The organism is Paenibacillus sp. GM2FR (genome assembly GCF_002803325.1).
In the GTDB taxonomy this organism is placed as follows: Bacteria; Bacillota; Bacilli; order Paenibacillales; family Paenibacillaceae; genus Paenibacillus_AQ; species Paenibacillus_AQ lautus.
On record NZ_MKZM01000008.1, the window covers coordinates 2,014,779 to 2,030,172 of the forward strand.

Here is a 15,394-nt window from a genome sequence, read left to right on the forward strand (position 1 = left end):
ACAGCAGACGGATCAAACCAGAGGAGTGGTGGAGCATCGCTCTTACGTATTCGTAAGCTTTGTCGGCATCCAACGGTTGTACCCAGAAGTTGATGAACCACGCTCGGCTCCAGCGGTATGTCCGACGCCGTTAGCCAGCCTGCGATCCATGTCGTTCGAGCCGCTAAGTCAGCTCGGGCGTGGAATTCACGTTAATACCTTCGCACGGATAAAACGCAAACAAATGGGAAATGTGCGATGACCCGGCACCACTTTCTCATAATCATCCATCCACTCCCGGCTGGCTGGAGGTAATAAGTAAATATCGGCCGAATTGAAAATAGGTTCGATCAGCCCGTTATCCTCTCAGCCCTCCCTTAAACCGTTTCAGCCTGTCTCCGGTCGACAGCGTGTTTTTTCCCAGGCTATCTTGCAGACTTAGGGTCACCCGGATGAACAGTTCAGTGTAATCTTTACTATGTCGGGCAGCAGCTCAGAATAGGAAACTTGGCTCAATTTCTCCAACGTTCATAAAGATCCATCTTTGTGTTTTCCATATCGTCTATTTCACAGTAAGCATCTGGCGGCGTCATACCACCACGGAAGGGTCGCTCTTGCGGGACATGCCGCGCTGGGCGGAGATCAGATTGTAGTAAATTCCCTGCTTCTTCACCAATTCTCGATGCGTGCCGATTTCGGCGATCCGCCCCTTGTCAAGGACGATAAGCCGGTCGGCATTTCGCAGCGTAGAGAGACGATGCGCGATAGCGATCGTCGTGCGATTCTTCGTCACCCGTCTCAGTGCCTCCTGGATGGCCGCTTCCGTCTCGATATCAAGCGAAGCCGTCGCCTCGTCCAGAATGAGGATTCTCGGATCGTTCAGCACGGCCCTCGCGATGGCGATCCGCTGACGCTCGCCTCCCGACAGATTGTTTCCGTTCTCTTCCAGCCTCGTGTCGTAACCGTCAGGCAAGCTGATGATAAAATCGTGCGCGTTGGCGATTTTGGCCGCCTCAATAACCTCTTCCGGCTTCGCGCCCGGCTTCGAGTATTGAATATTCTCCGCGATCGTCCCGCTGAACAGGAACGTCTCCTGCAGCACGACTCCGATCTGCGAGCGCAAATCTTCCTGCCGGATCATCCGGATATCGATATCGTCGATCCGAATCTCCCCTTCGTTCACATCATAAAAACGGGAAATCAGATTGATCGTCGTTGATTTGCCCGATCCGGAATGGCCGACGAGTCCGATCATCTCCCCCGGCTTCACGGTGAGGTTGATTTCCTTCAGAACAGGCTCATACGATCGGTAACCGAAAAAAACGTCGCGGAACTCGATCGAGCCCCGAATCCGGTGGCCCACCGCGTTCTTTGCATCGATGACTTCCGGCTGCTCGTCGATCACCGAGAATACACGATGCATTGATATGACGGCATTCGCGATCCAGCGCGGCATGAACATCAACCAGGAGATCGGCCCGAATATCATTGCGGCGTAAGCGCTGAACTGAATCAGTTCGCCAACGTTCATTTCCCGGCCGATAATCATGTAGCAGCCGATCATGAGGACGAGATATTGGCCGATCTGAATCAAATAATTCGAGATCGGCGATAAAACGCTGTACAATTGCTCGCTCTTGATCGCGGCTGCGGCAAATTCGCCGTTGTATTTCCGGAATCTGCGGATTTCCCGCTCTTCCTGGCCGAACGCCTTCACGACCCGGATGCCGCTTAGAACGTCGTGAAGAAATGAGTTCGCCTTATCGGAGATTCGCCACTGCTTGTGAAACAGCTTGTGCAGCACGTGTCTCCAAATATGGTAGTGCAGATAAGCAACGAACGGAGCGGGAAGGAGCACGACCAGCGCTAGCCGCCAATCGGCGGTAAAGAGCAGAGCCGCTGACGCAACCAGGATGATCAGTTGGTAGATGGCCGTTGTGCACATCTCCTGAATCAAATGACGGATGCGGTCCGTATCGGCCGTCACCCTGTTCATCAGGTCTCCTGCTCGCTGGGACGTCAAAAATCCGAGCGACATGTTCTGAATCCGATCGAATACCGTTTTGCGCAAATCGGCCGCAATGCCCGTACTGACGCTGGCCATGATCCGGTTTTTGGCGATGCCGAGCAGCTCGCCGAAGGCCAGGGCGAACAGCATCCCGGCGAGGGCAAGGAAGAACACCCTAACGTTCGCTTCTTGCCCGGCGGGGGGCAGCAGCGCAGCGTTGACGAGTAACTTCTGGAAATAGGGTCCAGCCATCGCCAGTCCCGAAGCGACGATCAGAACGCCAAGCCCAAACATTAAGCCTCGCCAGTGCCTTCTCGACACGAGAAGCAGTCGTTTGAAAGCGGCTGTTCTGCTCATGCATCGGGGACACACCCGCGTACCCGGGACGAGCGATCGTCCGCAAGCTGCACAAACCGGATCCGCTTCATCATGATAAATACGGATGGGGCGAGCGGCAGCCATGTCATTCAAGATTTGGGCGATATAGCCGTACCTGGCCGCATGCTGCATCGTCACCCGGACGACGATTCGCTTCGTCTCGTTCTCCGTGGCTTCGAGCACTGCATTGCCAACGAACGGCACCAGCTTATAATCGCTGGCGTCCGCGATGTTTCCCTCGTCTCGCACCTGGCCGTCTTGCACATAGGCCCAACTGCCACCGCCGATCGCAAGATAGCCTTCCACCCGCCGCCCTTCCAGCGACAGGTCGGCCGGGACGCAATAAGCGATCTCCGCTCCGACGACTTGCCGTACCGCAGCTAGATCCTGCTCTGAAAGCGTGAAATTCAAATTCATCGATTTTCCTCCGTTACCGCCGTTTACAATCTCATTTCGACCATTCGGTATTCCTTGTCGCTCAGACGGTCCACCTGCGGGATGACGAATCGGTTTCCGTCGACGTCGATAATCAGCAGGCGGTTCTCCGCGGCGAACTTGACGTTGCCGCTGCCGTTTCGCACCGTAAACCGGCACAGTCCGGCAGTCGTTGCAACTTCCCAATAGGAATAGCCGAACTCCTCGGTTACGGCAATAACCTTTGTTATTTCCGGCGTAAAATAGCGGATTATCATCTGCCTTTCAATCAGGGAGGCCGTGCCTTGGGGAAAATCGTCAAGATGGCGGATCATGCCGATCTCCTTGTTATCCGCCGTACGAATCGACAAGAATGAGCGCTGGTTCGTATGCGGAAAGGAACAATGCACGTAAACCGGCGAATGCACTTCGCCCCCGGTACAGACCGATAGCATACGTCCGTTCGTCTCCGTGAAATCCGTATTGCCCGGGGTCAAATATCGGATGCCCGCCGCATCCGCCAGCTCTGTCCCCCGATGTTCGTCCATCGTCGTCATGCGATGATCTCCCCCTTCATTCTGAGCGCTTCGTCATGTTTGCGGACCAGTTCCCTATAGACGCCCTCCATCGCCATCAGCTCGTCGTGTGTGCCCGCTTCGACGATGACGCCTTTATCCATCACAACCAAAAAATCGGCTTGCCTTAACGTGGACAGCCGGTGGGCGATCGCGATCGTCGTCCGTCCTTTGACAAGCGAATCAAGCGCCTGCTGAATTTGCAGCTCCGTCTCCGTATCGAGCGAGGCGGTCGCCTCGTCTAGAATGAGCACCTTTGGGTTGTGCAGCACGGCCCTGGCGATCGAAAGCCTCTGCTTCTCCCCGCCGGACAAGCTGTAACCGCCCGATCCGACCTGGGTATCATAGCCGTCCGGCAGCTTTTCGATGAAATCGTGCGCATTCGCGATTTTGGCCGCATGCAGAATGTCCTCCGCCTGGCAATCGGGATCGGCGTACGCGATATTTTCGGCGATGCTGCCCGAGAACACATAGACATCCTGGGATACGATCCCGATATGACGCCGCAGTGAAGCTGTCGAAAGATCCTTGACATTGACGCCGTCGATCCGGATTTCCCCCTCGGTTACGTCGTACAATCGCGACACCAGATTGACAAGCGTCGATTTCCCCGCACCCGAATGGCCGACAACGCCGATCATCTGCCCCGATCTCGCGCAAAAGGACACCTGCTTCAAAATCGGTTTGTTCGGCTCATAGCCGAACGAAACGTTATCGACCACGATATCGCCTTTCATCGCCGGCAAATGAACGGCGCCAGGACGCTCGGCTACATCCGGCACGGCATCCTGGATCTCGAAGATACGTTGCGCCGCCGCCATGCAATTGGACCACCAGCCGACGATATTGTTCATGAACTGAATCGGCCCGTACAGCATCATCATATAGTTGACGAACGTCAGCACGGCGCCGAACGACATCCGGCCTTGCATCACGTACCAACCGCCGAACGCCCAGATCAAGATCCCGCCCGCCTGCGTCAGGAAATTGAGCACCGGGAACACGGTTCCGCTCAATTTGTTGAAACGCTGTTCGGCCCCGGAGAATGCATCGTTCGCCCGCTGAAAGCGGCGGATCTCCACCTTTTCTTTACCGAATGCCTTGACGACCCGCGAGCCGCGAACCGAATCGCTGATGATTGAATTCAGGGCGCTCACCCTGCGGTGCTTTCGCCAGGACAAGCGCCACAGCTTCGGAAACGCGCTCCGGACAAGCCAGAGGACCAGTGGCATCGGCAGCAGGCAAATCAGCGTAAGCCGCCAATCCATCCAAAGAAGCACGGCGGTGATGCCGATGATGTTCAACGCATTTACGATGAAATAAGAAAGCCCGTCTACGAAGAAATATTGCAGTTCCTGTGCGTCGTTATTCACTCGGGTCATGAGATGACCGGTCTGCCTACGCATGAAAAAATCGAGCGACAACCGTTGCAACGCGGTAAATACGGCCGATTTCAAATCGAATGCGACCTTTGCCGCCAGTTTTGCGATAATGGTGCCGAACAAGACCCCGAATAACAGCGATAGCGTTCGGAATGCGAGAATGATCACAATGACAAGACCGATCTTCCCCGCGAAAGCGCCACTTCCGGCAAGCGCCTGATCAAATAGCACCGTGCCTTGAAAATAAGGAATGACGAGACCGGTCGCCGAATTGAGCAGCATAAACAACACGATAAAGATGATGGACAGCTTATACTTGCCCGCAAACGACAGCAAACGTGCGAAGACGGCATGTCTCTTCATGCATTTCGGGCAAAATGGCCTGCCTTCTTCAGGGTACATCAATCCGCATGTCGGGCAGGAAGCCTCAACCGATTCCTCCCCATGGTCAAAGTGCTCATACAACTCGTTTTTCTTCAATTTATCGAAGGCTTGCGCAAACCGGACGGCCTGATTCGTTTGACCGCTTGTAAATGCACCGATTACTCGCTCCTCCTGCTCCTTGGCAACGACCATGCCGGAAGCGACCTGATTGACGATGGTCAAGGCTTCCAGTCGTTCGAGGGGAATGCGCTCCCAAGCCCAATCGCCGGAACGATCTTGCCCCGGCTTGCCAGCGTCCTTGCTCCTTCTGGCTGCATAACCCGAAAACGTCTTCTCCTTCGAAATGTTGGTGCCTCGAAAGATGTGGAGATATTCCCGGGACAAGACGAGATAGCTGTCTGCAAATCCGCCGTCCGGCAACCGGTCGCACGCCATCCAGTGCACCAGATCCGCAGCTTCGGTGGTACCGTTTCGGTCCAAAATGGACACGATGTCCTTCGGCAGTAACGTCATGATTTTACCCTTTCGTTCATTTTGGCTGAAAGTAAAAAGCCCGGCCATAAACGGGCAAGGCTTCCTTGCACATTAGCTATCTTTAAAAAGGTGCTGTGAAAAATGATACAAATCGTTCTTCCATACGGACCAATCATGTCCGCCAGGTTCCTCAAACCAAATATGTGGAACCTGGTGCTCTGCCAAATACGCATGCGTCCGGTCGCTTATCGGCTTAAGATTGTCTTCGTCACCGCATGACAGCCACAGCAATTTAAGCCCTGACGACGTTTCTTCCGGATTCGGGACGAGCTGTTCCGGCGATTTCGTATTCGGAGCCGGAGAAAAAGCGCCAATCCATGCGAAGCGGTCAAGATGCTTCAAGCCGATATTCAAGGATTGCCCTCCGCCCATGGATAACCCTGCAATCGCGCGGTTTTCCCGACCCGTCGATACTGAATATCTCGACTCGATATAGGGAATCAGATCGCTTAGCAGATCGAATTCGAACGTCTCGAACGCTTTTATTTTGTCCGGATCAAACAGGTCCCCTTCCGCCCGATCGTTTGGCATCGCACGGCCATTGGGAAACACGACGACCATGGGCGCGAGTTTCCCGTCCGCATATAAATTATCTAGGATCGTCTGAGGATCGCCATGACGGTACCATTCGGCTTCATCACCTCCGATGCCATGCAGCAAATAAAGAACGTTGTACATGTTGTCTTCCGCATACCCTGGAGGCGTGTAAATCATCGCCTTTCGATCATTGCCCACCGTTTCGGATGCATATCCCACGGTTTCCATTTTTCCCCTGTCGATATGTTCCCGCGGCCGATCGTATCCAGCCAATGCCGGTGCCGTCTCCTTCATATTCCTCTCCCCTTCTTATTGAATTAGCGCCGGTTAATGTCCAATCAGGCTTACCCTTGGAACTTTAAGCTATCGCAATCCTACGGGACGTAACCGAAGCCCAGAATTGTGAACCGCTTATCCTCGCGCCCTTCCGCCATTTTGATCTCTACCGCATGTTCTTCTGACTTGGACTCGTTGTATAAAATCACGGCGCTGCAATGCGTCCAATTGACGTCATGCGGATCAGCTGTCTTCTTCAGCTTCCCGTCTACCCAGATCTTCGCGGTCCCGAATTCCCGGCTTCCCGAATCTTTATAAACAAGGATAAGACTCATGCTCCGGATGGTCATCTTAAAGCTGTGCTCGCCGGAATCAGCCGTGTGCATCCAGTTATTCGGAAATTGCGGCGTGCCGTATGCATGATCGTCCAGCTCCGCCATTTGCAGATCCATGTCGGTGTCCGAAAAACCGCCAGGATCAATGCGGGCGATGCGATCGCCATTCCTGCGATCGAGCAGCTGCGTTAAGGCGAAGTCATTTCCGATCAGCGGAGGCTGCACATATGTCAGGTCTTCCTCGTCGATGGAGGAACGATCGGTTACTTCAAATAACCAGTCCAAACAATCGGCCATCACCCGATGGCCTGCATTGGTTGGATGATAAATGTCGTAGAAAAACTGTCTTTTCGTAATCACGTTCCCTTGCTCCTTGGTCCATCGGAACTGATCCGTGACCGCATCCTTCACGCTGACCATCGGAAGATTGTAATGCCAACCGACCGGGGCCAGGCGGTCTTGAAGATTCCAGTCGTTCACGAAGACGCTGAACAGCAAAATTACCGCGGGCTTGTGATCGGCGCGAAGAGCCTTGAGCACCAGGCTCTCGTAACAATTTCCTTTCGTTTCGTCGCCGGCGTCGTTGACGGCAAACTCGATAATCACAATATCCGGCCGTACCTCCCCTTCTCGAAGCACATCCCGATCATAGCGGACGATGCCCAGCTCCGACGGCGTGCCGCCTACGCCTGCTTTGACTAGACGAATCGGGCAATCTGCGGCCGGTGCAAACCTTCGCTTGAACAGGTCATAGGATTGGTATGCGTAGCATTGGGAATGGAGCGGGACAGCGCCGGCCCCTTGGGTAATGGAACCGCCGATGTAGGCGATGGTTACGGGCTCGCCTCGCTTCGCTTTTTCGATCGCCGACTTTAATCGTTTGTTATGACCCGGGCTTATGAGCGATTTCTTAATCATCTCTTTGTACGCTTGCGATTCCACATCGACCGGCGGGTCGTCTGCAGCCTCGGGGACTTGGTAACCGTCACGAAGATAGAATACGATGCTGGCCGTTGCCAACACGCCCCCTCGCTCAAACTCGAAGACGAATTTGCCGGGAACATCGTCATCCGGATATCGACCCTCGTCGTCATCCAGAACCAAGAGCGTTTCCGTGCCGTCGGTTGGACAGGTTATGCTCAGCCGGGATCCCGTTTCGTATGGATTCGCTTTCGCTTTTCCCCAATTCCAAAATGTGAACAGAGCGCTCGATACGTCCCGTTCATGCGCATGAACGGATATCCCGATGCAGTCCACCAGCCGGCGAAGACCGCTGCTGCTCTTTAGCAGCTCTAGAATGGCTTCATCCGTCACACCCCCGGTAAATCGGGCTTTATCGACGAGCTGGCTCCCGTCCAGGTATATCTCTTGCGTGTACTTTCCATCGGGACGAATCGTCGCTTCGATCATCGTCTCATACAGGATGTACAGTCCGCGACGTTTGACTGCCGGATCCTGCGGCGCCACAGGACCTTCCGTTCCAATTTCCCTTGGCGTGAAATGGCCTGTCAGGGTTCATCCTCCTCCTCACTTTGCCGGCTCTTTTCATACATCGATCGGCTCCTCTTATTTTGGTTACTTTGATTATCGCTCGGCTTTTTCGTAGCGGAAATAATCGAAGTCGGCATGACCGCCGATGTGCCCGGTCGCATAATAATAAAGCCCGATGCGGTAACCCATAAAGTGATCCAACGTATAGCGCATGCTCAGCTCCCCTCCGATCGGAATCCATTCCGCCCCGTCGACGGAATACTGAAAGAAAGCCACATCTTTGCTGTCCTCAAAATCAAAATCAATTTTCAAGTGCACATCCCTGCCGCGATAAAGAACCCTTTCCAGCTCTATTTCTTCGCCATTCCCGCCGTTCACGCTCATCACTATGAACTTGTCGCCGCTCTCCACAATTTTGACTGCGATGGTGCCGAAATGGCTTTGCAGCGCAACAAGCCCCGCTTGATCGCCAGGCTTCATCCCCCCCGTGTCCAATAAGACACTTCCCGAGCATGTTGGCCCTTCCGTACGCTGCGTCAGCGTATTCCGCGCTTGAAGCACACTCGATGCCAGGCTCCCCGTTGTCAATCTTAGGAAACCGGGGCGTTCGGTCACCGACCATAACCGATGATCCGGGTTGTGGTTCCACTGCCAATTCAGCGCCAGTTTATTCGATTCGTATTCGAATTCATCGCTGATTACGAGCGGCTTCGTAGCAGCTTGCGGCAAGTCGACTTCAAACCGTTCCGGCACCTTGCCTTCCCTGCCGAACACCGGCCAATCCTCTTCCCAGACTACCGGCACCAAGCACGGGATTCTGCCGACGGCATCATGATCCTGGAACAGCATCGCGTACCACTTGCCATCCGGCGTATCAAACATCCCGCCTTGTGCGATTCCCTTGTTATGGTAGCCGAGATCATCATCCAATACGATTCTTCGTTCATAAGGGCCGAGCAGTTCCCGTGACCGGTAACAGATTTGTCTGCGCCGGCCGTTGCCGAAACCTGCTTTCGGCCATTCAATGAACAGTAAATAATAATAACCATTGATTCGATAGGCATGGCAGCCTTCGCAGCGCAGTCCGATGCCCTCCACTTCCGTTTGGAACAGCAGCTGGTGAATTCCGTTCGGCTTAAGGGCCTCTGCATCCTCAGTCAACTCGGTGATGTAAATATCCCCGTTGCCGTAGATCACGAACACCCGGTCATCATCGAATAGCAGGCCCGGATCATGCCGCAGTCCATCGATGACGGATCGCTGCCACGGCCCCTGAATGACGTCATCCGTGCGGTACACATAAAACCGTCCGGTATCGTTGCTGGAGAAGCAGACATAGAATTTCCCCTGATGATGGCGAAGGCTGGCCGCCCAAGAGCCTTGCCCGTATATATTCTTGCCGCCTTCCAAACGATGGGCCTCGTTGTCTTCGAGCGTATCGTATACGTAACCAACGATTTCCCAATGCATCAGATCCTCGGAACTCATGATCGGGCAGCCCGGCATGGAATGCATGCTCGTACTGACCATATAATAGGCGTTCCCTACGCGAATGGCATCCACATCCGGCACGTCCGCCCACATGATCGGATTCGTGATCTGCGTCTTGTTCATCTGATGATTTCTCCTTTCAACCCATGGCGACTGCCGAAATACGACTTACGATCGTACATCTTGGAATGTTGTTTCGGGATTGGCTTCCTTCAACAGGTTCCAATAGGATTCCTTCGGAAGATGGTTCTCGTCGAACACGAACGGCCAATTTTTACGGCCCCTTACCGGAAAATGATCCAGCCAGGTATAATCGTCCGCCGCGCCCCAGAAGGTTACGGAAGCGATGCTGCCGCTGTACTCTTTAAGCAGCCGGAACAATTGTCCGTAACGCTCCGCCTGGCGTTCAAGCATTTCTTCCGTCGGCGCCGCCAGATCGGTCCGCTTATCCTCATGCGCGAAAACGGATACGTCAAGCTCCGTTATATGCAGCATCAGGCCAAGGCTGGCATATCTTTCGATGGCCCTGCGGATATCGTCAAGCGATGGAAACTCCAGATTCCAATGAGCTTGAAGTCCGACGCCGTGAATCGGCACATCCTGCTCCTTTAATGATTTAAGGAGCGCGTAAATCTTCTCCCGCTTCTCGGGTACGGATTCGTTGTAATCGTTATAAAACAGCAGCGCTTGCGGATCTGCCTCGTGCGCGTATTCAAATGCCTTGGCGATAAAATCCTCCCCGATCGAAGCAAGCCACGGGGAGGAACGAAGAAGTTCGCTTCCGCTGTCGGCAATGGCTTCGTTCACGACATCCCAGGCATAAATATCTCCGCGATAACGGCCAACCACCTCATGGATGTGCGCTTTCATCCGCGCAAGTACCAGCTCGCGGCCGGCTTTCCCTCCGGAGCTGTTTTGAAATACCCATTCCGGCGTCTGATTATGCCATACGAGGGTATGCCCTCTCACCGCCATTCCGTTCGACTTGGCAAACGATACGATCTGGTCGGCTTGATCGAATGTATATACCTCTTCCGATGGGTGCAATCGCTCGAATTTCATTTCATTTTCCGCGGTAACGCTGTTGAAATGGTGCGCCAACAATTCCTTTTGGGTCACCATCGTGATCGGATTCACGGCAGCACCGATCTTGAAGCTATTTCCATAGGCTTCATGAAGGCTGGGCAGCCTCTTCACATTTATTCTCATAACTCGGCTTTCTCCTTATCAACGTTTTTTTCAGTAAGCAGCATTGAGCTTTGGGTTTATCCATAACCGTCCGCCAGGCTCTGGGAAGACGTCCATTTATCACTCATTCCTCGCCGCCTCAACAACGGCCCAGAACGCCGGTTTGGGCTGATGTTGTTGATCGAACAGCAAAGGCGCATTTGTGCGTGCGACCGGAAAACCATGAAGCCAGGTATGATCATCGGCGATGCCCCAAAAGACGACACCGCTAAGGATGTCCTTGTTTTGGCGGAATGCCTTAAACAACTCGCCATATCGTTCGGCTTGCAGGTTTAGGATTTCTTGCGGGAGATCTTGGCCGTAATCGCTGCGGTCGTTCCAGGCATAAATGTTCATGTCGAGCTCGGTGACGAGATTGTCGAGGCCAAGCTCCGCGAATTTTCGCATCGACGTGATGATGGAATCCACCGATGGACCATAGATGTCAATATGCGTCTGATGTCCGACACCGTCGATCGGAACACCTTGCTCCAGCAAATCTTTCACAAGCTGAAACAAACGGTCCCTTTTTACAGGGTTATCCGTACCGTAATCGTTAATATAAAGCTTCGCTTCGGGTCCTCCGGCTTCCCGAGCCGCTCGAAATGCCGTTGCGATGTAATCGGTGCCGGCAATTTTATACCATTCGCTCGCGCGCATCCCGTCCGGATCCCCGGGTTCAATGACTTCATTCACCACGTCCCAAGACGTAATCTCGTCCTTATATCGGCCGACGATCGTCCTTACGTGGGTATCCAGGCGTACCAGCAGCAATTTTTTGTTCGCTTCCCGGCGCTTGGGGTCTGTCTCATCCACCATCGATTTGCCTTCCGCATCTTGAAAAAACCACGCGCCAACTTGGGTATGCCAGACCAGCGTATGGAAACGGACTTGCATGTTGTTCTCCTTGGTAAATTCCACGATTCGGTCGGCATTCGTCCATATAAACTGGCCTTCCGATGGCTGGATCGCATCCGGCTTCATGACGTTCTCCGCCACCAGCCAGTTGACATGCTTCTTCAGCAGCTCCGATGATGGGCCGTTGGTCTGATTCGGTTCGATCGCGGCGCCGATCGGAAAATCCTCCTTGTAGAGTTCATGAAGCGAGGGAATATCCCGCCGTACAGACGGTTGTACCTGCGGTTCAGTAGATGCGGGTTTGTTCGTACTGGCTGGCGATTCGGCACTCGTATTCCCGTTCAACGCTTCGGAATCCCCCCTTATCTCCGCTACTCCTTCCTCCAGTGTCCCAGGTGCCAGACTTTCAGCGGCCTGCTTGTCGCGGCTGTCCATATAGGACACGATTAAGAGGAGAACAACAGACGCTGTCACCGCAGCTGCCGCTGCCGTTACCGCCCATCGGCCGCGTTTAGGCATACGATGCAAAGCATTACCTCCTTTCCGCTTCGAGCAAGGAAACATGGATCCGGTACGGAACCCAGCCCGAAATGTCATAACTCCATATTAGCGCTTACATTTTTTTGCAACAACCTGCCAAATTGGGGTCCTTCACCCGTCCAATTTCAGGTTGTCAAAATTTCTTACGCGTTCACATACCGGTTATATTCAGTAAGAAGTAAATATCGGTTAGAAATATAAAGATCGGCACATTGTGATCCAGCCTTCCGTTCACCATAATGTTATCAAACCGTATGTAAGCGTTATTACAAAGAAGTTAGGGGGAAGCATTGTGCATGATATTCTGCTTGTTGATCTGGAAACTCATGATGTAGAAACACCGGGAAGCCCGCCGGATTGGAATGATTTGAGATGCTCGCGGTGCCGCTGCGTCAGGTCCTCCTCATCCGCTATGCAATTCGTTGCCTTGGAACCTTACACGGTAGTAATTATCCATGCGTTCGGTTCAGATTCCGCAGGCATGGAGTTATGCGAACAAATCCGGTGCGTAAGCCGAGTCCCTATCATTGTTGCCGGAGGCAGCACGGACTTTTATTGGACCCGGAAAGCCTTGCAGCTGCAAGTCAACGATTATTTGCCAGCACCGTTCACAATCGAAGAGCTCAGCTCCAGCTTGCAGATGATCACGCCGGCAACCGATTCCGGTGACGGGAATCCGTGTCTTAGAGTGTCCCATGTCCATGCGGAAAAGGAGGATCAGGTCATTCAAGAGGTCAAGGAATACTTGGAAGATTCGAAGTATCAAAACGTCACCTTGAAAGAAATTGCCGAGCGGATGCATTTCAACTACTCCTATTTAGTCCAAAAATTCAAGTTCCACGAGAAGATGACCTTTAACGAATATCTGTTGCAGCAGAGGATGGAGAAAGCGAAATTCTTGCTGGTGCACACCGACATGAAGATATACGAAATCGCTGACATGGTGGGTTATAACGATATGGACTGGTTCTATAAAAAATTCAAGTCCTACGCCGGTGTAAGCGCTAACATGTATAGAAAAATGCATGGATCGCAGACAGTTCAGATCGCCTCTGGCCAGCATTAACTTGTACGTACATTATAACCTCGAAACCTAAAAAAGGCGCTGTTTTTTCGGGAGCGCCTTTTTAGATTGCAATCATGTTATTAACGAACAGGCAATATCAGCAATCAATGATGAAATTTCCATGCTTCGAAATCAAATAGCCTCTGATCCCGCTGACCGGTAAATATGAAGTAAAGATGATGGATGCCGGACGCGCCCGAAACCTCTATGGAGAATTCCCTTCGCTGTTCCGTACCGGATGAAGGCGGTACGTCCACCGTGCCGATTCGTTCTCCATCCGGACGATCCAGCCGAAGCTCCAGCTGCCCTCCCGCATCTATACCCGAGACCCAAGCCGTAAACACAGATGCTCCTTTCCCGAAATCAGCATTGGCCACTGCGATCCAATCCTTGTCATGGATGTCCGTGACCGTCAGTATCGGGCCGCCCTGCGAGTCCTCAGCAGCCGTAGACGTATTGACTTGAATTCCGGCATTCCATGCCATCGTTACCGCCTCCGTTCGTTGGAAAGGATTGAGCGGCTGGATCCCTTTCACGCCTTCCATGTCAGCTTCAATCTCCCTGATGGTACCGTCCGGCTCGATATAAACCCGGTTCAGATGGGTGGAGCGATAGCCTTTGGGAACCCCCATGGACTTCGACAGCGTTTGGGCGTGATAGGCAATATACCAGTTTTGTCGGAGCTGAAAGATGACGTGATGATTATTCCCTCCGACCCCGAAGAAATGCCCTGGATTTTTCAATATAGTCCCTTGATACGTCCAGGGTCCCATCGGATGCTCGCTGACCATATAAGCGATCTCGCCTGGAGGAGGACTGTTCTCCGGCCGCGTTCCTCCGGAGAAATTGGAACAGTACGTATAGTAATACCTTCCACCAAACTTGTTGATTCCTGAATCCTCGAACATATAAGGAGCTGGAATCGTGACGGCTTCTCCAAGCACGCTGACCATATCTTCACCAAGCTGCATGACGCGAGCCGTATCCGGCATTTCGGCTTTGCCTTCCGGAATGCCGCCGCCAAAGTAAATATAGGCTTTCCCGTCATCGTCGACGAGCACGGCGGGATCAAACAACCACGTGACTCCTTCCACGCCTGGCGTGTTTCTTGTGATCAGCGGCTTTCCTATAGGATCTATCCACGGGCCAACGGGGCTGTCGCTCGTGAGTACACCGATGCCGCTGGCATTGTTGGCAAAATAGAGGAAGAATCGATCTTCCCCGTGAATCACCTTGTGCGCGGCCGCTGGTGCCCATGATTGCGTTGCCCATGCGGTAGCGCCGGTCGGTCCTGCAACCTGGATTGCGCCGTGATCGGTCCAGTTGACCAAATCCGAAGAAGAGATGACGGACAGCTTGTTGATCGTGCTGTAGCTGTTGTCCTTGACGTTCCCGTCACCGTCATACTCTAGTGCGTCGTACGTGTTATATAAATAAACGCGTCCGTCTACTGCCAGCGCATAGGGATCCGCGCCGAATTTATGCGAGACGACCGGATTCCCATTTGGAGGAATCTTGCCGATCGCGACCGCATACGGCTCGCTGCGGGTGCTGTCCGCATCCCGAATCGTTTCCATGCTGCTGCCCTGGTCCATCATTTCAGTTCCCGCCTTGCCTGCTTTGATTTCATCACCCATCTTGTCACTCAACTCCTGGTTTAACAGTTTTGGATCGTCTTGGCCACGATTCGCAAGGTTTGCAAAGACAAACATTATGCAAACGAACGCGAATACGGTAGATATGACCAGTAACGGCTTTACGGGCTTCATCCCTGAACACGCCCTCCTCCATCGTTACTTGGCGACCTGTCATTCCCATTACGGGTCGACATTCCGGAAGTGGTCGTAAAAAGTGTACCGCTTGCTAAGCAAGGCAACAACCCGACATTCCATCTGAAAACACCGGACTAATGGTAGGTG

Annotated in this window: 10 protein-coding genes; 1 reads left to right on the top strand and 9 read right to left on the bottom strand. The window is 53.2% G+C overall.

Going from position 1 to position 15,394, the window contains the following annotated elements; translation table 11 throughout:
- Positions 1–568 precede the first annotated feature (568 nt).
- The 8 genes from PAEVO_RS09170 to PAEVO_RS09205 form a co-directional block, all read right to left on the bottom strand.
- Positions 569–2,782 (bottom strand): ABC transporter ATP-binding protein, encoded by a 2,214-nt coding sequence (locus PAEVO_RS09170; RefSeq protein WP_100537266.1) that lies wholly within the window; start codon positions 2,780–2,782, stop codon positions 569–571.
- Between the two features lie 23 nt (positions 2,783–2,805).
- A complete protein-coding gene (locus tag PAEVO_RS09175) occupies positions 2,806–3,336 on the bottom strand; it encodes a DUF1854 domain-containing protein (RefSeq protein WP_100537267.1) in 531 nt (176 codons plus the stop codon).
- Positions 3,333–5,633 (bottom strand): ABC transporter ATP-binding protein, encoded by a 2,301-nt coding sequence (locus tag PAEVO_RS09180; RefSeq protein WP_100539386.1) that lies wholly within the window; start codon positions 5,631–5,633, stop codon positions 3,333–3,335. Before PAEVO_RS09180 ends, PAEVO_RS09175 begins: the two co-directional genes overlap by 4 nt.
- A 72-nt stretch (positions 5,634–5,705) precedes the next feature.
- Complete coding sequence (locus PAEVO_RS09185; protein WP_100537268.1) at positions 5,706–6,485, bottom strand: alpha/beta hydrolase; 780 nt, start codon at positions 6,483–6,485, stop codon at positions 5,706–5,708.
- Between the two features lie 80 nt (positions 6,486–6,565).
- Entirely contained in the window at positions 6,566–8,314 is a 1,749-nt protein-coding gene (locus PAEVO_RS09190; protein WP_100537269.1) for an SGNH/GDSL hydrolase family protein, read from the bottom strand.
- A gap of 72 nt (positions 8,315–8,386) precedes the next feature.
- Positions 8,387–9,907, bottom strand: a complete 1,521-nt coding sequence (locus tag PAEVO_RS09195) for a glycoside hydrolase family 43 protein (RefSeq protein WP_100537270.1) — start codon at positions 9,905–9,907, stop codon at positions 8,387–8,389.
- A gap of 45 nt (positions 9,908–9,952) precedes the next feature.
- The gene (locus tag PAEVO_RS09200; RefSeq protein WP_100537271.1) at positions 9,953–10,993 is read right to left on the bottom strand and encodes an endo-1,4-beta-xylanase; all 1,041 of its coding nucleotides are present in this window, start codon (positions 10,991–10,993) and stop codon (positions 9,953–9,955) included.
- A gap of 99 nt (positions 10,994–11,092) precedes the next feature.
- Complete coding sequence (locus PAEVO_RS09205; RefSeq protein ID WP_347708129.1) at positions 11,093–12,388, bottom strand: endo-1,4-beta-xylanase; 1,296 nt, start codon at positions 12,386–12,388, stop codon at positions 11,093–11,095.
- A gap of 313 nt (positions 12,389–12,701) precedes the next feature.
- Between PAEVO_RS09205 and PAEVO_RS09210 the strand changes: the two genes are divergently transcribed.
- Positions 12,702–13,475 carry a helix-turn-helix domain-containing protein gene (locus tag PAEVO_RS09210; protein ID WP_100537272.1) on the top strand — a complete coding sequence of 258 codons (774 nt, stop codon included), beginning with the start codon at positions 12,702–12,704 and terminating at the stop codon, positions 13,473–13,475.
- Positions 13,476–13,579: 104 nt separating this feature from the next.
- On the opposite strand, the gene PAEVO_RS09215 is transcribed toward PAEVO_RS09210, so the two are convergent.
- Positions 13,580–15,244 (bottom strand): glycoside hydrolase family 43 protein, encoded by a 1,665-nt coding sequence (locus tag PAEVO_RS09215; RefSeq protein WP_100537273.1) that lies wholly within the window; start codon positions 15,242–15,244, stop codon positions 13,580–13,582.
- Positions 15,245–15,394 lie beyond the last annotated feature (150 nt).